The 18779-nt window shown below is 56.6% G+C and carries 17 protein-coding genes; 9 read left to right on the top strand and 8 right to left on the bottom strand.

Annotated elements, in window-relative coordinates:
* The gene (locus KOE80_RS17680) at positions 1 to 1476 is read left to right on the top strand and encodes an efflux transporter outer membrane subunit (protein WP_035270390.1); all 1476 of its coding nucleotides are present in this window, start codon (positions 1 to 3) and stop codon (positions 1474 to 1476) included.
* A 329-nt stretch (positions 1477 to 1805) separates the two neighbouring features.
* Here the strand turns inward: KOE80_RS17680 and KOE80_RS17675 are convergent, their stop codons facing one another.
* The 3 genes from KOE80_RS17675 to KOE80_RS17665 are packed head-to-tail and all read right to left on the bottom strand — an operon-like array spanning position 1806 to position 4388.
* Positions 1806 to 2531, bottom strand: coding sequence for a hypothetical protein (locus KOE80_RS17675; protein ID WP_022983621.1), 726 nt, complete (start codon positions 2529 to 2531; stop codon positions 1806 to 1808).
* Complete coding sequence (locus KOE80_RS17670; RefSeq protein ID WP_083054679.1) at positions 2528 to 3529, bottom strand: Nudix family hydrolase; 1002 nt, start codon at positions 3527 to 3529, stop codon at positions 2528 to 2530. The genes KOE80_RS17675 and KOE80_RS17670 overlap by 4 nt, the downstream gene beginning before the upstream one ends.
* Positions 3522 to 4388, bottom strand: coding sequence for an ATP-binding protein (locus tag KOE80_RS17665; protein ID WP_009458756.1), 867 nt, complete (start codon positions 4386 to 4388; stop codon positions 3522 to 3524). Before KOE80_RS17665 ends, KOE80_RS17670 begins: the two co-directional genes overlap by 8 nt.
* A gap of 173 nt (positions 4389 to 4561) precedes the next feature.
* On the opposite strand from KOE80_RS17665, the gene ispB reads away from it, so the two are divergent.
* The 3 genes from ispB (at position 4562) to KOE80_RS17650 (ending at position 8031) form a co-directional block, all read left to right on the top strand.
* Positions 4562 to 5527 (top strand): octaprenyl diphosphate synthase, encoded by a 966-nt coding sequence (gene ispB, locus KOE80_RS17660; protein ID WP_009458758.1) that lies wholly within the window; start codon positions 4562 to 4564, stop codon positions 5525 to 5527.
* Positions 5528 to 5780: 253 nt separating this feature from the next.
* The gene (gltS, locus tag KOE80_RS17655) at positions 5781 to 7010 is read left to right on the top strand and encodes a sodium/glutamate symporter (RefSeq protein ID WP_226349616.1); all 1230 of its coding nucleotides are present in this window, start codon (positions 5781 to 5783) and stop codon (positions 7008 to 7010) included.
* A gap of 217 nt (positions 7011 to 7227) precedes the next feature.
* Positions 7228 to 8031 (top strand): formylglycine-generating enzyme family protein, encoded by an 804-nt coding sequence (locus KOE80_RS17650; RefSeq protein WP_051316358.1) that lies wholly within the window; start codon positions 7228 to 7230, stop codon positions 8029 to 8031.
* Positions 8032 to 8039: 8 nt separating this feature from the next.
* Here the strand turns inward: KOE80_RS17650 and KOE80_RS17645 are convergent, their stop codons facing one another.
* Positions 8040 to 8738 (bottom strand): Crp/Fnr family transcriptional regulator, encoded by a 699-nt coding sequence (locus KOE80_RS17645; RefSeq protein WP_009458784.1) that lies wholly within the window; start codon positions 8736 to 8738, stop codon positions 8040 to 8042.
* Positions 8731 to 10272: a nitric oxide reductase transcriptional regulator NorR gene (norR, locus tag KOE80_RS17640; protein WP_226349615.1), complete on the bottom strand. Its 1542-nt coding sequence runs from the start codon at positions 10270 to 10272 to the stop codon at positions 8731 to 8733. Before norR ends, KOE80_RS17645 begins: the two co-directional genes overlap by 8 nt.
* A gap of 306 nt (positions 10273 to 10578) precedes the next feature.
* Here norR and KOE80_RS17635 point away from each other — a divergent pair, with 306 nt between their 5' ends.
* The 3 genes from KOE80_RS17635 (at position 10579) to KOE80_RS17625 (ending at position 14735) form a co-directional block, all read left to right on the top strand.
* Positions 10579 to 12858 carry a nitric-oxide reductase large subunit gene (locus KOE80_RS17635; protein ID WP_026484439.1) on the top strand — a complete coding sequence of 760 codons (2280 nt, stop codon included), beginning with the start codon at positions 10579 to 10581 and terminating at the stop codon, positions 12856 to 12858.
* Between the two features lie 206 nt (positions 12859 to 13064).
* On the top strand, positions 13065 to 14210 hold the full coding sequence (nirK, locus tag KOE80_RS17630) for a copper-containing nitrite reductase (protein WP_009458792.1): 1146 nt from the start codon (positions 13065 to 13067) through the stop codon (positions 14208 to 14210).
* Between the two features lie 195 nt (positions 14211 to 14405).
* Positions 14406 to 14735 (top strand): c-type cytochrome, encoded by a 330-nt coding sequence (locus KOE80_RS17625; protein WP_035270399.1) that lies wholly within the window; start codon positions 14406 to 14408, stop codon positions 14733 to 14735.
* 24 nt (positions 14736 to 14759) lie between these two features.
* Here KOE80_RS17625 and KOE80_RS17620 read toward each other — a convergent pair whose 3' ends face one another.
* The 3 genes from KOE80_RS17620 to KOE80_RS17610 form a co-directional block, all read right to left on the bottom strand.
* Positions 14760 to 15554, bottom strand: a complete 795-nt coding sequence (locus tag KOE80_RS17620) for an exodeoxyribonuclease III (protein ID WP_226349614.1) — start codon at positions 15552 to 15554, stop codon at positions 14760 to 14762.
* Positions 15555 to 15626: 72 nt separating this feature from the next.
* A complete protein-coding gene (locus KOE80_RS17615) occupies positions 15627 to 16436 on the bottom strand; it encodes a DODA-type extradiol aromatic ring-opening family dioxygenase (RefSeq protein WP_060186651.1) in 810 nt (269 codons plus the stop codon).
* Between the two features lie 56 nt (positions 16437 to 16492).
* The gene (locus KOE80_RS17610; RefSeq protein ID WP_026484436.1) at positions 16493 to 16894 is read right to left on the bottom strand and encodes a DoxX family protein; all 402 of its coding nucleotides are present in this window, start codon (positions 16892 to 16894) and stop codon (positions 16493 to 16495) included.
* A gap of 219 nt (positions 16895 to 17113) precedes the next feature.
* Between KOE80_RS17610 and KOE80_RS17605 the strand changes: the two genes are divergently transcribed.
* The gene (locus KOE80_RS17605; protein ID WP_226349613.1) at positions 17114 to 18004 is read left to right on the top strand and encodes a LysR family transcriptional regulator; all 891 of its coding nucleotides are present in this window, start codon (positions 17114 to 17116) and stop codon (positions 18002 to 18004) included.
* A 53-nt stretch (positions 18005 to 18057) separates the two neighbouring features.
* On the top strand, positions 18058 to 18732 hold the full coding sequence (gene pyrE / locus KOE80_RS17600) for an orotate phosphoribosyltransferase (RefSeq protein ID WP_009460379.1): 675 nt from the start codon (positions 18058 to 18060) through the stop codon (positions 18730 to 18732).
* Positions 18733 to 18779: the final 47 nt, after the last annotated feature.

Raw genomic sequence — 18779 nt, 5'->3', positions numbered from 1 at the left:
ATGCCTACTTCTAACGCCATGATTCTTCCGCGCTTCGCACTGGCTGGGATGGTGCTGCTCCTGTCCGCATGTGCTGTTGGCCCTGATTATCAGCGGCCCGAAGCGCCGGTGGGCGAGCACTTCAGGGAAGAGGTACGGTCCACGGCCTGGAAGCAGGCCGAACCGGCTGATTTGAAAGACCGCGGCCCCTGGTGGGAAAGCTTCAACGATGGCGTGCTCAACACCCTGATGCAAAGCCTGAACGAGCAGAACTTCACTTTGCAGCAGGCACAGGCACGCGTTCGTCAGGCGCAGGCCACCCTGTCCAACACGCGTTCGACCCAGTTCCCGCAAGTAGGCAGTTCGGTCGGCACGACACGGCGTGGCAGCGGGTCGGGTGATACCAGCCAAAGCAGCAGCGCCTATGACGCCAGCATCACGGTGAATTGGGAAGTGGATTTGTGGGGGCGGATTCGCCGTCAGGTAGAAGCAGGTGATGCTGGCCTGCAAGCCAGTGCTGCGGATATGGCTGCTACACGCTTGAGCCTGCAGTCTCAATTGGCACAGACTTATTTGCAGTACCGCAGTGTGGAGTCCAGCGAGCGAGTGCTGGATGAAACCGTGGCCGCGTACGAGCGTTCTTTGCAAATCAATCAGAATCGCCTGGACGCCGGGTTTTCGGCACCGGGAGATGTGGCTGCAGCCTTAAGCCAGCTAGAGGGGGCTCGCACCCAGCGCTTGGCCTTGAATCGCGAGAAGGCCACCTACCTGCATGCGATGGCTGTGTTGGTAGGCCGCGCACCTTCCCAGTTTGAGGTGGTGCCTCATGCGCCCTGGCCTGTTGCTCCGGATATTCCGGTGGGTCTGCCATCCAGTTTGCTGGAACGTCGCCCCGATGTGGCCCGTGCCGAGCGTCGCATGGCGCAGGCCAATGCCCAGATTGGTGTGGCCAAGGCTGCCTGGTTTCCCAGTCTGAGCCTGAAGGCCAGTGGAGGGTTCAGCAGCAGTGATCTTAGCGAATGGCTGACGGCACCCGCGCGCGTCTGGTCCCTGGGCCCAGCCTTTGCCCTGACTTTGCTGGATTTTGGGGCACGCCGTGCGCAAGTCGAGCAGGCCGAGGCCAGCTATGACGAACAATTGGCTGCCTATCGTCAGACGGTGCTGGATGCGTTGAAGGAAGTGGAAGATGCCTTGTCTGAACGCAATGGCCTGGAGCTGGAGCAAGCCAGCCAGGCGCGTTCTCTGGCCGCGGCACGCGAATCCCTGCGGCTGACGCGCAATCAGTTTGATGCTGGTCTGGTGGATTTCCTGAGTCTGGCACAAACCCAGGCTACGGCTTTGTCAGCCGAGCGGCAGGCTTTGGATCTGGAGTCCCAACGCCTGCGGGCTGCGGTCAAGCTGATGGTTGCCTTGGGTGGTGGCTGGGATGTAGCGACGGGTCTGAATCCCGAAGAGCCGAAAGCGGTGGAAGTTGATCCAGCTGCGAAAGCAGAATAGGTTTGGCCTGACCTACACTAATCTGACCTGACCTGACCTGACCTGACCTGACCTGACCTGACCTGACCTGACCCGATCCAATCTGGTCTTAATCAAGTTTGGTTTAGTTTGGTTTGATGTGGTTCGGCGTTGGCTGAACTTCTTGGCGCTTGGTTTGGTTTGGCCGTTTCACCGTGCTCTCCGGCCTGGCTGGGCCGGAGCTTCAACGCCCGGTTTGCTTCGTATGGACCAAGCAAGGATTGGATTACCGCCCAAGCTTTGGGCTGCAGTTTGCTTGCTTGTAGTTCAATAGCGGCTCATTCCTTGCTTGATAGTGCGCGGAAACCGCCTCAGTCCTGGTCCATCCAGGCATACAGTCCGTCAACCCATTCCTCGCCGTCGGCCAAGCCCAGGGTGGCGTGGATTTCTTCGGCCCGCTGGTACAAATCATCAAAATCAATTTGCGGCGGGTCAGCAAAGGCCAGGGCAACCAGATTGCCATCATGGGTTTCAGGTAACCAGACCACGGCCGGGAAACTCTCTTGCAGCGCATGCAGATTGCGCGCATGGACCAGTTCCGAGCCCAGCAAATTCACCGTTAACAGTCCTTGTGGCCCCAGAGCCTTGCGGCAGGCCTGATAGAAAGCTGCGCTTTCCAGGGCAGGGTGTTCGGCCTGGTCGGAGTACACATCAATTTGCAGCACATCCAGCTCGCCGTAGACGGCATCCAGATAGTCCAGCGCGTCTACCGTGTGCACGTTCAGGCGTTCGTCGTCGGGCGGCAGATTGAATAGCAGGCGACTGGCCTGCACCACTTCCGGGTTGATTTCCACGGCGTCGATGCGCGCCTGGGGGAAGTGCTGGTAGCAAAAGCGAGTCAGGCTGCCTGCGCCCAGGCCAAGCTGGGCAATACGACGTGGATCGGTCTGGAACAAGGTCCAGATCATCATTTGACGAATGTAGTGCAGCTCTAGCTGATCGGGAGCATCCAGGCGCATCGCACCCTGCACCCAGGCAGAGCCCAGGTGCAGGTAGCGTACGCCTTCATGTTCCGAAATAGTGACGTGTGGCGTCATGCCGGGTCGTTGTCCAGCATGTGGCGTATACCGGCAATACCGTGTGCACCGTGGTTGCGGGCGTCAGCCAAGGTCTTGGCCGACTGTCCGCCTATGGCAAACACAGGTAGTCCAGCTTGTTCCGCCAGGCTGGCGAAACGGGCCCAGCCCATGCCGGGATCGCCGGGATGGGAGGAGGTTTCCAGGACATGGCCCAGAACCAGAAAGTCCGCCTGGATTTTGCGGGCTATTTCAATATCACTTTCATTGTGCGTGGACATGCCGATCAGGCCTTTGCTGATTGCGGGAAATGTCGTCAGGGTGTCGTGGCATTTCGCGGACAGGGCTTGGGCGTCGCTGGCGCGCAAATGCACACCATCGGCATGGTCCCACCAGCTCTCGGGGTGCAGGCTATTGACCAGGCAGCGCGCTTGGTAGCGCTGGCACAGGTTCACAACTTGCAGGAACGCTTGGTGCAAATGGAATTCGGCATCGGGCCGGGCAGCCCAGGCTGGCTCACGAAACTGGACCAAGGCCGGGCCTTGTTGCAGGGCTTGTTCCAGTTGTTCCAGATAGGCGGGTAAGCGGGCCGGCTCGTCGATGTTGGTAATCAGATAGCGTTCGGGCAGTTGCAGCCATTTAAGCGGCGGTTCGGTAGCAGGCAGTACAGGGCCGACTTCCAAAGGACCTTTAGGGTTGACCCAGGCAAGCTCTTGGCCTTCCAGGCACTGGGGTTCGCCTTCCCATTCCCGCACCAGGCAGAAAGAGAGTTTGACGAAATTCTTGGGGTATTCGTGTGTATAGGTAACCCAGGGGTGTGCGTGGGTGGTTTCAATGCCGAGTTCTTCGCGCAGTTCCCGTACCAGCGCCTGTATGACGCTCTCGCCCGCCTCAATCTTGCCGCCTGGCAGTTCCCACCAGCCCGGCCAGGGTTTATCGGCTGGGCGTTTTCCCAGTAGCACTTGGCCGTGTTGGTTCAGTAAAACGCCAACGGCCACTTCCAACGTGGGTTTAGACATGTCTAGCGGTCCAATCTCTAGCAAATTGACGTGCTACCCGGCCGGAGCGAGAGCCACGTTCCAGAGCCCATTGCAAGGCTTCCATACGCGAGCTTTCAATGTGTTCTGCAGGGCAACCCAAAGCGCCAAGCCAGTAATACACAATGTCCAGGTAGTCGTCTTGTTTAAAGGGGTAAAACGACAACCATAGTCCAAAGCGCTCGGACAGGGATACCTTTTCTTCAACGGCTTCACCAGGGTGGATCTCGCCGTCTGCAGACGTGGAGGCACTCAGGTTCTCTTTCATGTACTCGGGCATCAGGTGACGTCGGTTGGACGTGGCGTAGATCAGTACATTGTCGCCAGGGGAGGCCAGCGAGCCGTCCAGCACGGATTTAAGCGCCTTGTAACCGGCTTCACCTTCTTCAAAGGACAGGTCGTCGCTGAAGATGATGAAGTGTTCGGGGCGGGTGCTGATCAGGTCAATGATGTAGCCCAGGTCGCCCAGATCGGATTTGTCCACTTCGATCAGACGCAGGCCCTGATCGGCAAATTTGGCCAGCATGGCCTTGACCAGCGAGCTTTTGCCCGTACCGCGAGCACCTGTCATCAAGACGTTATTGGCCGGTTTGCCTGCCAGGAAATGGCGGGTGTTGCGCTCAATAATGCCCTTTTGGCGTTCGATATGATGCAGGTCTTCGGTCTGGATGGTGGCTACGTGCTGGACACCTTCAAGCCAGCCGCGCGAACCATTGGTACGCCAGCGAAAAGCAATGGAATCCCAGTTGATGGGGGGTGGAGCAGGGGGCAGCCAGGCTTCCAGTTGAGCGAGAACCCGCTCGGCCCGGCTGATCAGGGTACTAAGGTCTTGCGAACTCAAGACAGTCTCCGTTTCAGGTTGAAATGCTTATTATCGCTAATTTGGCCCCTTTTTCTGTGATCACTGTTGTGCTTGACGCGTAACAATAGGCCCAAAGCGATTCAAAATCGTATAATCATCAAGTTACGGTTGGCCGATAGCGGCCCCCTCCCTTACTCGTCCGGAATTCTGTTTTGAACCTGTCCACCCTGATTGAACCTATTGCCGACGACATGAAGGCTCTTGATGTCGTCATTCGTGAGCGCTTGAATTCGGATGTGGTGCTGATACGCACAATCGGCGAATACATCGTTAGTGCTGGCGGCAAGCGCATGCGTCCTGCGCTGCTGTTGCTGGTAGCCCGCGCGCTGGCTTATCAGGGGAGCACGCACCATCTGTTGGCAGGTGTGGTGGAGTTCATCCACACCGCCACCTTGCTGCACGACGATGTGGTCGATGAATCCGATATGCGACGCGGTCGCCACACGGCCAATGCGGTCTACGGTAATGCCGCCAGCGTGCTGGTTGGCGACTACCTGTACTCGCGCTCCTTCGAGATGATGGTGCAGTCGAACTCCATGCCGGCCATGGCCGTGCTGTCGGCAGCCACCACGGTGATCGCCGAAGGCGAGGTCTTGCAGCTGCTGAACGTACACGACCCGGACGTTTCCTTGGAACGTTATCTGCAAGTCGTACGCTACAAGACAGCCAAGCTGTTTGAAGCGGCGGCGCAAGTGGGGGCGATTGTGGCCGGTGCTTCGCCTGAAATGGAAGAAGCCATGGCCGCCTATGGCCGCCACCTGGGTACCGCCTTCCAATTGGTCGACGACGTGCTCGATTACACCGGTGATGCCCAGGCCTTGGGCAAGAACGTGGGTGACGATCTGCGCGAAGGCAAACCCACCATGCCACTGATCCGTGTCATGGAAGTTGGCACACCCGAGCAGGTTCAGCTGATCAAGTCGGCCATTGAAACCGGTGATGCGGATTTTGCCGCTGTTGCACAGGCTATCGAGCAAACCGATGCTTTGGCCTATACCCGTGAAGCGGCCAAGGCAGAAGCCCAGCTGGCTGTTCAGGCCTTGGCTGATGTTCCCGAGAGCGAATTCAAGCAGGTATTACTGAGCTTGTGCGCGTTTTCCATCGAGCGCGACCGCTAAGTCTCCAGCCTTTCCCAACCCGCCACATGGCGGGTTTTTTTGTAATAAAGCGGGCCGATTCAGGGAAATTGGCGTCATTAGGCGCCTGTTCATGTTATTTTTCTCGGTTTTACTACGCTGTTGGTGGTCATGCCTTTGTCCCACAAGGACGAAGTAGCGACGATAGACATGCCTATTTGAACAAATTGGTTTGAAGCCTCTGTCAGACACAAAGGTGCAGGCCCCTTATTCCAAAGATGTAAGGAACGGATAGATGAACATTCAGCTCGATATCGCGCAAACGGTAGGTTTGGCGGCTGTCTTTCTCGTGCTGGGAGAATATATAAAGAATCGCGTTGCTGTATTGGCCCGCTATTTCATTCCCAGCCCCATTATCGGCGGATTGATTTTTGCCCTGATTGCCTTGGTTGGACATCAGACCGGCTCGTTCAACTTTACGTTTAACGACGATATACGCAATTTCTTGCTGATGGCCTTTTTCACGACCATCGGTTTTTCAGCCAGCTTCGAGTTGCTGAAAAAGGGTGGTCTGGCCGTTGCTTTGTTCCTGGGCTGCGCGGTTGTCCTGATTATTTTGCAGAACGTGATGGGCGTGACCTTGGCGACCCTCATGGACGCTAACCCCTTGCTGGGTCTGGCCGCTGGTTCGATCTCCATGACGGGGGGCCACGGTACTTCGGCTGCCTTTGGTCCAATGCTGGAAAATGCTGGTGCTGTTGGGGCTTTGCCTGCTGCCATTGCTGCTTCGACATGGGGGCTGGTAATGGGTTGTGTCATCGGCGGCCCCTTGGGCAAGCGCTTGATGAAAAAATACAATATCGACGGTCCTGCTCCACACCGTCGTCATCGTCGTCAGCATGAGGGTGCAGATGCGCCTCATGTGGTGGAAACCACGGTTAAAGAAACCGTTAAGATTGACGACGGTGGCTTTGAAATGCCGGTGTACGCCGTAGTCCTCTTGTCCATCGCGATTGGAGTGGGCAGTGTCGTCATCGAATGGTTGGGCGAGCGCGGCATTGTGTTGCCAGCCTACCTGGGCTCCATGCTGGTGGCAGCCATCATCCGTAATGTGATCGACTGGCGTCGTTATCGCTTGCCGGAAAAAGAGTTTGAAACCATGGGCAATGTATCCCTGGCTTTCTTCCTGGTCATGGCGCTGATGGTGATGAAGCTGTGGGAGCTGGCTGAAGTAGCGGGCCCGCTGTTGATCATCCTGATCGCCCAGACGGTGCTGATGTTCTTCTTTGCCAGCTACGTGACTTTCAAGGTCATGGGCAAGGACTACGATGCTGTGGTGATGTCGGCTGGTCATTGTGGTTTTGGTATGGGCGCAACGCCTAACGCCATGGCGAATATGCAGGCCTTTACGGAAGACAATGGTCCATCACGCAAGGCCTTCTTTGTAATCCCGCTGGTGGGCTCCTTGTTCATCGACTTCTTCAATGCCGTGATCATTACCGGTTTTGTGAATTTTCTGACTTAAGTACCGAGAAGTGGGCGCAATCAGCAATATCGCGGCCCTTGTCAGACAGCCCCTTGGATCGATATCCGGTCCCAGGGGCTTTCTTTTTACCTGTGTTGTTGAATCGTGAATCTTGGATCGCTTCTATTTTTGAGTCCTTAAGGACTCTGTTTGCCTTGGCGCAAGGACGCCTGCAGGCGCTTGGGCTTCAATTGTGCTTGTCTTTAGGGAGTGCGCAATGCGAAGCCATGTAGTGGGATCCGTGCTGTTAGTGGCCATTCTGGCCGGATGTTCGTCTGGCGAGCCCAGCAATCCAGCGGGTTTGCCCGAGCTGGTTGAAGTGGCTGGTCCGGCGCGTGAAGTTATGCAGGCCGGTGAATACTTGCTGGATGGACGTTTGATTGCGTCCGACACGGTGATGTACGCTCCTGTTCCCACCTTGAAAGCCATGAAATATCAGGTCAGTCAGTTTGAGTACGATCAGTGCGTTCGTGCCGAGCGTTGTAAAGCTGCCGATGCGGTGGGCCAAGGACAGGCCAAGAATATGCCGGTGGTCGGCGTCAGCTGGCAAGACGGCCAGGATTACGCCGCCTGGTTAAGCGAGCGCACCGGCAAGACATTCCGTTTGCCGGACTATCTGGAGTGGAGCTATTTCGCGGACCAGAAAGTGCCTGAGTCGGCCCAAAGCGGTCTGGACGAAAACGAGCAAGCTGCCTTGTGGCTGCAGGAGTATCAGGAGAGCTACAAACGCAAGCAGGAACAGGAAGTTCCCTTGGCACCCTTGGGGCAGGGCGTTGCCAATGCTTATGGGGTGTTTGATGCGGGTGGGCAGGTGGCTGAATGGACCAATACCTGCCATGTCCGGGTACACCGTATCAGCATGCCACGCGCAGAGTCTCGCCTGGAAAACTGCGGTGTCCGTACCCTGGGGGGCGAGCACATTGCGGTGATGCCCGACTTTATTCGCGACCCAAAAACCGGGGCGTGTTCGGTGGGTGTGCCACCGCGTTACTTGGGTCTGCGTCTGGTCACTGAAGATTAAACCCGCGCTTAGCCGCGTTCCAGAACCGCTTGTGCAAACTTGTCCAGGTCCGCAATCGTAATTTGCTTGCGGCCTGCCAGAATCAAACCTTGATGATCCCAGCTGCTGACGACGCGGCTGGCCGTGTACAAGGTGGTTCCGGCCAGGTCGGCCAGATCTTGCCGGGTTACCGGAATACTCAAGGACGTCCCTTGTGCGCCGCTTTGACCCACCTGACGAATCAAGCGCAGCAGGCTGTGAGCCAGTCGCTGCTCCACTTCCAGACTATGAATTTCCAGCAGGCGATCATCGGCATCGCTTAGTCGTTGTGCGACCGTGTCTTGTGCAGAACTGAGCAGGCAAGGAAAGCGTTGCGTCAGGCTGTCCCAGGACTTTTCAGGCCAGGCCAATGCGGCGCTGGTGGTTACGCTAATGGCGGTTGCCGGATAGTTGCGACGGCGCAGGGCAGGGGCAATGCCAATTACGTCGCCGGGCAAGGCAAAACGTACCAAGAGTTGTGAACCATTGGGCATGGTGCGTACGACTTTGATCAGGCCTTGCAGCAGAACAAAAAAGTGGTCGCTGCTTTGTTCCTGACGAAAGACCTGGCTGTCCTTGTCGTAGTGGATCAGGCGTCCCTCTTGCCACAGTTCGTTGATGCTGGCTGCGTCCAGCTGGGAGAAAACGGGCAGGCTGGCTAACAAGGAGGGGTAGGATATGTCAGTCATCACTTAAGCTTTCTGAGCGGGTTTTAAGCCCTAGTTTGCTGGCCAGCTTGTGCAGATTGCTGGGGTCTATGCCTAGCTGCCGGGCAGCCTGGCTCCAGTTACCGTCGGTCTCATCCAGAGCTTGCCGAATCAGCCGGCTTTGCAGTTGCTCAACGGACTGACGCAAGGATGGGCGAGGTGAGTCAATAGCCGTACTGGTCGCTGCGACAGGCTGGTGGGTAGAAGGTAACAAATTGAGATTATCGGCGCTAAGCGTAAATATTTGGTTACGATCTGGCGTATCGACCAGCAGGCGGATGGTTGCCCGACTGATTAAATGTTCTAGTTCGCGAACATTACCTGGCCAATGATAAGCCAGTAAAGCGGCTTCTGCGTCGGGGGATAAGCGAATTCCGCGCAATCCCAAACGAGAACGGTTGGTTTCCAGAAAGTGGCCTGCCAACAGCAGAATGTCCTGATGGCGCTCGCGCAAGGCGGGGATCGTGAGGGGGAAAACCGACAGACGGTGAAACAAGTCCGCCCGGAAACCACCTTGGGCGATCTGCTGGCTCAGATCACGGTTGGTGGCAGCAACCAGACGTACATTCAATTTGATGGGGTGGTCCGCCCCCAGGCGCTGAATCTCGCCGTTCTGCAAAGTACGCAGCAGTTTGGCTTGTATCGTTAAAGACAACTCGCCAATTTCATCCAGAAACAGGGTGCCTCCCTGGGCGGCCTCAAAGCGCCCGGCACGATTCTCATGGGCACCCGAGAACGCTCCCTTTACGTGCCCGAATAATTCGCTTTCTGCCAGAGACTCGGGCAGGGCAGCGCAGTTCACGTAGATCAAGGGTTTGTTGTGGCGTGGTGAGCGTTGGTGCAGGCGTTGTGCAAATAACTCCTTCCCCACGCCGGTTTCACCCAGCAAGAGCACAGGCAGCTCGGAGGTGGCCACCGTGTCCAGCAATTGAATGACCTCCAGCAGGGATTTGCTGTTGCCAATGATGGCGGCCGAGTTATTGCGCGACAGGTAATCGGGCGGCAAGGTGGAGAGCAGGCGCAAGCTGCGGTTTTCTTCTTCCAGCTCGCTGATGCGAATTGCGCTTTCCAACACCAGACACCAGTGCTTGAGTTCCACCAGCGTGGAGGCTGAAAACGTCCCTGGTCGCAAGGCATCCAGCGTCAGAATGCCCCAGGGCGTGCCCTGGACTTGCAAGGTAATTCCCACGCAATCATGCACCGGCAGGGGCTGGCCCAGCTTGTCATCAAGCAGGCCGTCATACGGGTCCGGCAGGGCACAGTCGGGTTCAAAGCGGGTCAGGCTGGGGGAGTTCAGGATCCGCGTCAGTCGGGGGTGATCTGCAATGACAAAGTGACGCCCCAAAGTGTCATGGCCCAGACCACTGGCAGCCACAATGCGCAGCACCGTGTCGTCCAGCTTCAGCAAACCTGCCGCATCACAGCCAAAGTGCCGTGCCAGCAAATGCACCATGCGCTGCAGGCGTAACGGTCCCGGAATCTCGGTGGCAAGGTCGGCAATCAAGAGATCTAGCATGGGTGAAAAATACCCTTATGGTGAAAAATACCCAGTTTTGTCGAGGTAGTTTATACCCAGGCTGACGGCAACCCTTTGATCTATGTCGTCCAGGACTTGGCACGGTCTTTGCTTTAGATGTTTTGTCATACATTTTTAAGGACTATGACATGACCCCCGACTTAGCAGAACATCGCTACAAGGCGTGTACTTCGGTCCGTCCCCCGTTCCGGGGCCGTACCCAAACAGGTTTTGACCAGGTAACTGGGTCCTGCCAGGACTTGTTTGGATTGGGTCGTTTGATTCATCAGCGAGACGGAGAAGAAAATGCGTAGCTATAAAAAACTATGGTGGTCCCTGGTGGCAGTCACCATGGTCACCTTTGCCATCCTGGGATGGACAGGTGTGGAGGTGTATCGTCAGGCACCTCCCATGCCCGTCAAGGTAGTCACACCGGATGGCCGTGAATTTACCTCACAGGAACAGATACATCGTGGCCAGTCCGCCTGGCAAAGTACTGGCGGTATGCAGCTGGGCTCGATCTGGGGGCATGGGGCCTACCAGGCCCCGGACTGGAGCGCGGACTGGCTGCACCGGGAGGCTCTGGCCTGGCTGGATCTGGCCGCCCAGCAAACCTACTCGCTGAACTATGATCAGCTGACATCCAGTCAGCAGGCCACCTTGCGGCAGGAACTGCAGGACGAATACCGTCCTAACCGCATTGATGAAGCGACAGGCGTATTGCAGATCAGCGAACGTCGCGCCAAGGCCATCGACACCACTGCCCAGTATTACATCGACCTGTTTGGTGATGCGCCCGAGCTGAAATCCAGCCGCGAAAGCTTCGCCATGAAGGACAACACCTTGCCAGAGCTGCAGCGCCGTCAGGACATGACCCGCTTTTTCTTCTGGCTGTCCTGGGCCACGGTAACGGAGCGTCCTGGCACTACCGTCAGCTATACCAACAACTGGCCACATGAGCCCTTGGTGGATAACCATCCTTCCACGGCCAATATCGTCTGGTCCATTGTCAGTATCGTGCTCTTGCTGGCCGGTATTGGTTTGCTGGTCTGGATCTGGGCTTTTACGCACAAAGAAGAGGAAGCCCCTGTTGCACCGGCCACTGATCCGGTTCTGGCATTTCGCCTGACCCCTTCGCAGCGTGCCCTGAAAAAATATGCCTTCCTGACGGTTGCCCTGTTTGTCATCCAGGTCTTCCTGGGCGGCTTTACGGCGCACTACACGGTTGAAGGCCAGATGTTCTATGGCATAGACGTGTCGCAGTGGTTCCCTTACTCCTTGACCCGTACCTGGCATATTCAGGCAGCCCTTTTGTGGATTGCCAGTGGCTTCCTGACCGCTGGTCTGTTCCTGGTGCCATTGATTAATGGGGGCGAGGATCCGAAGTTTCAGCGTCTGGGTGTGGACGTTCTGTTCGGCGCTCTGGTTGTGCTCTTTATTGGTTCTTTTGCCGGCAACTTCCTGGCCATCAAAAACATCCTGCCCCCCGAGCTGAACTTCTGGTTCGGTCACCAGGGTTATGAGTATCTGGATCTGGGCCGTTTCTGGCAGATCATCAAGTTCATTGGCCTGGCTTTCTGGCTCCTGCTGATGTTGCGTGGCATGTGGCCTGCCTTGCGTCGTGACAAGGGCGACAACCATTTATTGGTTCTGTTGACCATCTCTACCGTGGCCATTGGTCTGTTCTACGGTACCGGCTTGTTCTATGGCGAGCACACCAATATCACCATCATGGAGTACTGGCGCTGGTGGGTGGTTCACCTGTGGGTTGAGGGCTTCTTCGAGGTCTTTGCAACGGTTGCCATGGGCTTTATCTTCCTGACCTTGGGTCTGGTTTCCAAGCGTAGTGCCACGATTGCGGGTCTGGCAGCGGCCTCGCTGTTCCTGGTCGGTGGTGTGCCTGGTACTTTGCACCACCTGTACTTCTCGGGTACGACCACGCCGATCATGGCCATTGGTGCTTCCTTCAGCGCGTTGGAAGTGGTGCCTTTGATCATGCTGGGCTACGAAGCTTTCCATAACTGGAAGATGCAGAAACAAGCCAGCTGGATGAGTGATCTGCGTTGGCCTGTCATGTTCTTTGTGGCCGTGGCCTTCTGGAACATGCTGGGTGCTGGTGTGTTTGGCTTCCTGATCAACCCACCTATCTCGCTGTACTACATCCAGGGTTTGAACACCACGCCATTGCATGCTCACGCAGCCTTGTTCGGTGTGTATGGTTTCCTGTCTCTGGGCTTTGTCTTGCTGGTGGTGCGTTATATCTCGCCCGAGGTTCGTTACAACGATCGCCTGATGAGCTGGGGCTTCTGGACGCTGAACCTGGGTCTGGTGCTGATGATGTTCGTCAGCCTGCTGCCAGCCGGGATTATTCAGGCCTGGGCCAGCATCTCGGAAGGCATGTGGTATGCCCGTAGCGAAGAGTTCATGCAGCAGCCTATCCTGCAATCCTTGCGCTGGTGGCGCACCTTGGGTGACGTTGTGTTCATTGCCGGTGCCTTGATTGTGTTCCAGCAGGTTTGGGTACGTATCATGGCTGGCCGTCGCGGTGCCGCTGCCAATGCTGCAGGTGCAGTAAAAGCATCGTGATCTTGTTTAAGGACGGTCTGTTTTTTCTGTGAGATTCCGTCTATGAAAAAAACCGCCTTCGGGCGGTTTTTTTTGTTGCTTATGCGAGATGCTTGCGCTGCAGCAAAGAGCGGGAAGTCTGATTGCGGTCCAATACATCCTGTAACTGTTAGATCTGAATAACATTTAATCAGCAGGCATCACGCCTGGATCAAACCGGAGGTAGTATGGAACGTCGTCATTTCTTGAAAAGTGCTGGCCTAGGTGTCGCCGCAGGAACGACTTTGCTGGCGGCTCAAGTACAAGCCCGCGAGACGGCTGCACCAAAAAAGAACGCGCCCTGGCTGGCCGCGCGTACAGAAGCCCAGATCGCCAAGCTGGAGCGGGTCAAGGTGGATCTGGTTGCGCCTCCTATGGTCCACAAGCACGAGCAGAAAGTAGGTCCCGAGCCTCGCGTGGTGGAGTTCCGCATGAGCATCGTGGAAAAAGAGATCGTGGTCGATCGCGATGGCACCACCATGCACGCCATGATGTTTGATGGCTCCATGCCCGGCCCCACCATGGTTGTGCATGAAGGCGACTACCTGGAGCTGACTCTGGTCAACCCGGCCAGCAACACCATGCCGCACAACATCGACTTTCACGCCTCGACTGGCGCGCTGGGCGGTGCCAAGTTGACCAACGTGAACCCCGGCGAACAAGCCACCTTGCGCTTCAAGGCCGACCGTACCGGTACGTTTGTGTACCACTGCGCACCCGAAGGCTCGGTAGCCTGGCACGTGGTCCAGGGCATGCACGGTACCGTCATGGTGCTGCCACGCGACGGCCTGAAGGATTCGGCGGGCAACTCGCTGCATTACGACCGTGTCTACACCATTGGCGAGTTTGACCTCTACATCCCTCGTGATGAAAAGGGCAACTTCAAAAAGTATGGTTCCTCGGCTGAAAGCTATGGCGACACCCTGGAAGCCATGCGTGGTCTGATCCCCAGCCACGTGGTGTTCAACGGCAAGGTCGGTGCCTTGATGGGCGACGGTGCCATGAAGGCCAACGTGGGTGAAACCGTGCTGTTCATTCACTCGCAGGCCAACCGCGACACCCGTCCTCACCTGATCGGTGGTCACGGTGATTGGGTTTGGGAACTGGGCAAGTTTGATGATCCACCTGCCAAGAACCTGGAAACCTGGTTCATTCGCGGCGGTTCGGCCGGTGTGGCGCTCTACACCTTCAAGCAGCCTGGTGTGTACGCCTATGTGAACCACAACCTGATCGAAGCCATGGAACTGGGCGCAGCAGGTCACGTTCTGGTCGAAGGCGAATGGAACGACGACTTGATGAAGCAAGTCAGCCCTCCCGGCCCGATCAAGGGCTAAGCAGGGTTGGCACCCGGTACGCGGAATTGAGGACTAGAAGCACTTATCAATTCCGCCGGGCTTCAAGGCAGTTATTGAATAGTGATTAGCTAGTGAAAACGCAAGAGGTTCGAACCATGAAAAACGGGCCTCTTGTACAGAAAACGAAGTATCAGCCAGGCATGCATTCATGCCGACTGTTTAAAGGGTAAACCCATGAGAACCTATCGCCCCGCCACCATGATGTACTCCGCAATGGCCGCTTTGTTTTTGCTGGCCGCCGCACCTGCAGCACATGCCAACTCGGACGAAGCTCTCAAGCTGTACAAGTCTTCGTGTATGGTCTGTCATGCATCGGGTATGGCCAATGCCCCTCGTTTGGGTGACAAGGCTCGTTGGGAGCCCCTGATCGCCCAAGGCGAAGACGCCTTGATGCAAGTTGTGCTGAACGGCAAGGGCGCCATGCCCCCACGCGGTGCAGCACCCAAAGCAACCGATGAACAATTGCGTAGCGTTGTGCGCTACATGATTGAAAAAGCCAGCTAAGGCGCTGGCTTTTTCAGGCTGGATTTACAGGCTCCAGTCGTAATCAACCGTCAGTGGTGCGTGGTCGCTGAAACGCTCTTCCTTATAGACCGTTGCACTGCGCGCCTTGGCAGCAATACCTGGGGTGGCAATTTGATAATCAATGCGCCACCCCACATTTTTGGCCCAAGCCTGGCCGCGGTTGCTCCACCAGGTGTAGCACTCGTCCGTGGTATCGGGATGCAGGCTGCGGTACACATCCACCCAAGCCAGTTCGCCCAGCACTTTGCTCATCCAGGCGCGTTCTTCTGGCAGAAAACCGCTGTTTTTCAGATTGCCTTTCCAGTTCTTCAAATCGGCTTCGTGGTGCGCAATATTCCAGTCACCGCAAATGATGAACTCGCGGCCGGTCTCGCGGTGTTCCTGCATCAAGCCATTAATCCATTGCTCAAAATGATCCAGAAAGCGGTACTTGGCGGTTTGACGCTCGTCGCCCGATGAACCTGAGGGCAGGTAGGCGCTGATCACACTAAGGTCGTTCCAGTCGGCGCGGATAATGCGGCCTTCAGCATCGAACTCTTCGCAGGCCATGCCTTCGGCCACGCTTTCTGCCTTGTGGTTCAGGTACAGGCCTACACCGCTATAGCCTTTTTTCTGAGCATGGTGGAAATGCCCGTGGTATTGACCGGGGTTGGTCAAATCGGGGGTCAGATCAGGCTCGCTGATCTTGATTTCCTGCATGCAGACAATATGAGGTTTCTGGGCTTCCAGCCAGGCGGGCAGGCCTTTACGAAAGGCGGCCCGAATACCGTTGACGTTTAACGAGGTGACGCGTAACACGTGGCAATTCTCCTTATAGCGTCAGCACTTTAACCCGTAACCTGCCTGGATGTCAGTGGCCGTCAGAGCTTGTTACGACGCTGAGCCGAAGCGGTAGCTGGACACGGTCAAGCCACCAAAGGCCTGGGTTTCGTGGTGGAAGCGATGCGCTGCGTCGCCACGCGCAGCACCAGCGGCCACCATGAGGGGAACCAGGTGATCTTCGCGGGGATGGGCAATACGTGCGGCCGGGGCCTGTTCCCAGTCCATCAAGGCCTGACGACGGGCGGCAGGGTCCTCCAGGCTCAGGCTTTGATGCAGCCAGGCATCAAACTGGGCAGAGGGCTGCACACCGCCAGGGCCCATATTGCGCAGGTTGTGATAGCTCAGACCGCTGCCAATAATCAGCACCTCTTCGTCTCGCAAAGGCGCAAGCGCCTCGCCCATGGCGTAGTGCAGGGCCGGGTCGTAGTTCGCGTGAATGGACAGTTGCACCATAGGCACTTTGGCTTGCGGATAGATCACATAAGCCGGTACGAATGCACCGTGGTCAAAGCCACGCTGCGAATCCAGATGAGTGGGCAGGCCAGCGCCTTCCAGCAAATTACAGACCTGTTGGGCCAGAGCAGGATCGCCTGGTGCAGGGTAATGAATCTCGTACGTGTGGGACGGAAAGCCGTAATAGTCGTACACCATGCTCGGTTGTGCTGCGGCGGCAACCAGCAGATTGGCTTGTTGAGCTTCCCAGTGGGCGGAGACCATCAAGATCGCTTTGGGTGTGCGCCCCAATTGGCGTGGAATATCCTGCAAGGCAGCACGCAGCGGGGCGTACATGGTTTGCGCTTCAGGCATCCAGGGCCAGGGTCCGCCACCATGCGAGATGAAGTAGGTGGGCATTGTCATGATGATCTCCTGCCCCTGCCCTGATAGGGGCAGGGGATAAGGGGTTGGTTAAGGCGTCAGGCTTTGCCGCGGCCTGCGTCAATACTCCATGGGCCTGGGCCGGCAAAGGCCAGGTACAGGAAGGCAAAGCAGAACAGAACTGCCGCCTCACCGCCATTGAGGATAGGGGTTGCGAAGGTGCTGCCGCTGGCGTGGCCAATAAAGTAAGCGAAAGCGCACAGGCCCGAAGCAATAAAGGCCGCAAAACGAGAGAACAGACCAATCACCAGCAAGACACCCAGAACCAGTTCCAGAATGCCCGCAATGCCGTAAATGGAGCTGATTTGCAGGTTGGCAAACATGTCTACTTTGGGGAAACCCAGGATCTTGGCAGTACCGTGTGTCAGCAGGAGATAGCCTGTAACGATGCGCAGCAGGCTAAGGATGCGAGGAGTCCAGCTAGAGGTAAGGGCGCTCATGTATGTTCCTTTGGAAAGTTGACAGTATCGGTAAACGAAGCACTGGCCCGGCGTAGTGACAAAAGCTCTGTGTCAGGCATGACGTGATGACATCCTGGTGCTGGTCCCGCCCATTCAAGGCCCAGACAGGCACCGGGTTAGCGCTCGTTCAAGATTAATCAATTACTATCAGGAAATAAACAGGCCTATTTTCATTAGATACTTTCTTATTAGGAAAGCATGGATACGATTCAGAGTTTGCGGGTGTTCCGGGAAATCGTCGCAGCGGGCAGCTTTGCAGCGGCGGCGCAACGCTTGGATATGTCTGCGCCCATGGTCAGCAAGCACCTGGCCAATCTGGAAAAACAGCTGGGCGCCCGCTTGCTCCATCGCAGCAGCCGTCGTTTGAGCCTGACGGAGTTGGGGCAAACCTACTTTGATTATTGCTTGCAGGCACTCGATACCCTGGAGCGCGGACAGCAGGCATTGTCGGGTTCTGAGCATCAGCCCCAAGGTGTGTTGAGAGTGACGGCCCCCGTATGGTTTGCCAACCGCAAAGTGGCGCAGCTGTTGCAGGATTACCAAACGCGCTTTCCGGAAGTGACTCTGGACATGAGCCTGAGCAATCATAAAGTGGATTTGGTGGCGGAAGGTTTTGACCTGGCCTTGCGGGTGATGCGCGAGCCTGCGCCGCATCAGATTGCACGTCTTATTTGCCCCACGCCCTTTCATCTGGTGGCCAGCCCGGAGTTTGTGGCCCAGCACGGCATGCCGCGTAACTGTGCGGAGGTGATGCGTCTGCCGGCTATCAGCCCCAGTTATTTACAGCAGCCCAGTTTTGAATTTTTGGGGCCGGACGGGCCGGAGTCCTTGCGCCTGAATCCTTTCATGCGTTCGGATAACACCAATCTGACTTATTACAGTGCGTTGGGTGGAGCAGGGCTGGCCTATTTGCCGGAGTGGCTGGTGATGGATGATCTGGAAAGTGGTCGGCTGATTCGCCTGTTGCCCGATTACACCGAAGAGCTGCAGCAGCTGCATGCCGTCTATGCCAGCCGTCGCTATTTGACACCTAAAGTGCGCAGTTTTATCGACTTCTTGCTGGAAGAACTGGCCGAACCTGCCAAGTGATGGCTCACATCACGCTAAAATGCTTTTCGTCTCTATCTTTTTCATACTCTGTCATGTCGGCTAATAACGATAATCGTCGCAATTTTGTGCGCTTTTCCCTGGAACAGGGAGTGCTGCGCTTTGGGGAATTCAAGGTCAAGTCTGGCCGTTTGAGCCCTTACTTCTTCAATGCCGGCCTGTTCAATACGGGACGTAGTGTGGGTCAGCTGGCCCGTTTCTATGCTCAGGCTTTGCTGGATTCGGGCGTGTCTTTTGACATGCTGTTTGGTCCCGCCTACAAGGGGATTCCTCTGGCTGCCGCAACCTCGATTGCCCTGGCTGAGCACCCGCAAATCGGTGAGCGTGATGTGCCTTTTGCTTTCAACCGCAAGGAAGCCAAAGACCACGGCGAAGGCGGCACCTTGGTGGGCGCTCCTTTGCAAGGCAAGGTCGTGATTATTGATGACGTGATCACAGCGGGTACGTCCGTGCGTGAATCCATGCAGATCATCAAGGCCGCAGGTGCAGAACCTGCCGCGGTGCTGATTGCTCTGGATCGCATGGAGCGCGCCGGTAACGATCAGGAACTGTCCGCGCATTCTGCAGTGCAGGAAGTGGAACAGACTTACGGTATTCCTGTGATCAGCATTGCCTCTTTGGCTGACATCATGGCGGTGCTGGCGGACGATACCACCTTGGCGGCTCATGCTCCTCAAGTGAAAGCCTACCGCGACCGCTACGGTGTCTGATCATCTGCGTTTGTTAAGCAGAGTTCAGCAGTAAAAAAACACCAGGC

The sequence above is a fragment of the Alcaligenes sp. 13f genome (assembly GCF_020496585.1).
Classification (GTDB): Bacteria; Pseudomonadota; Gammaproteobacteria; order Burkholderiales; family Burkholderiaceae_B; genus Alcaligenes; species Alcaligenes phenolicus.
The sequence above is the reverse complement of the archived record's forward strand: the minus strand, read 5'-3'. Positions and strand labels throughout refer to the sequence as shown.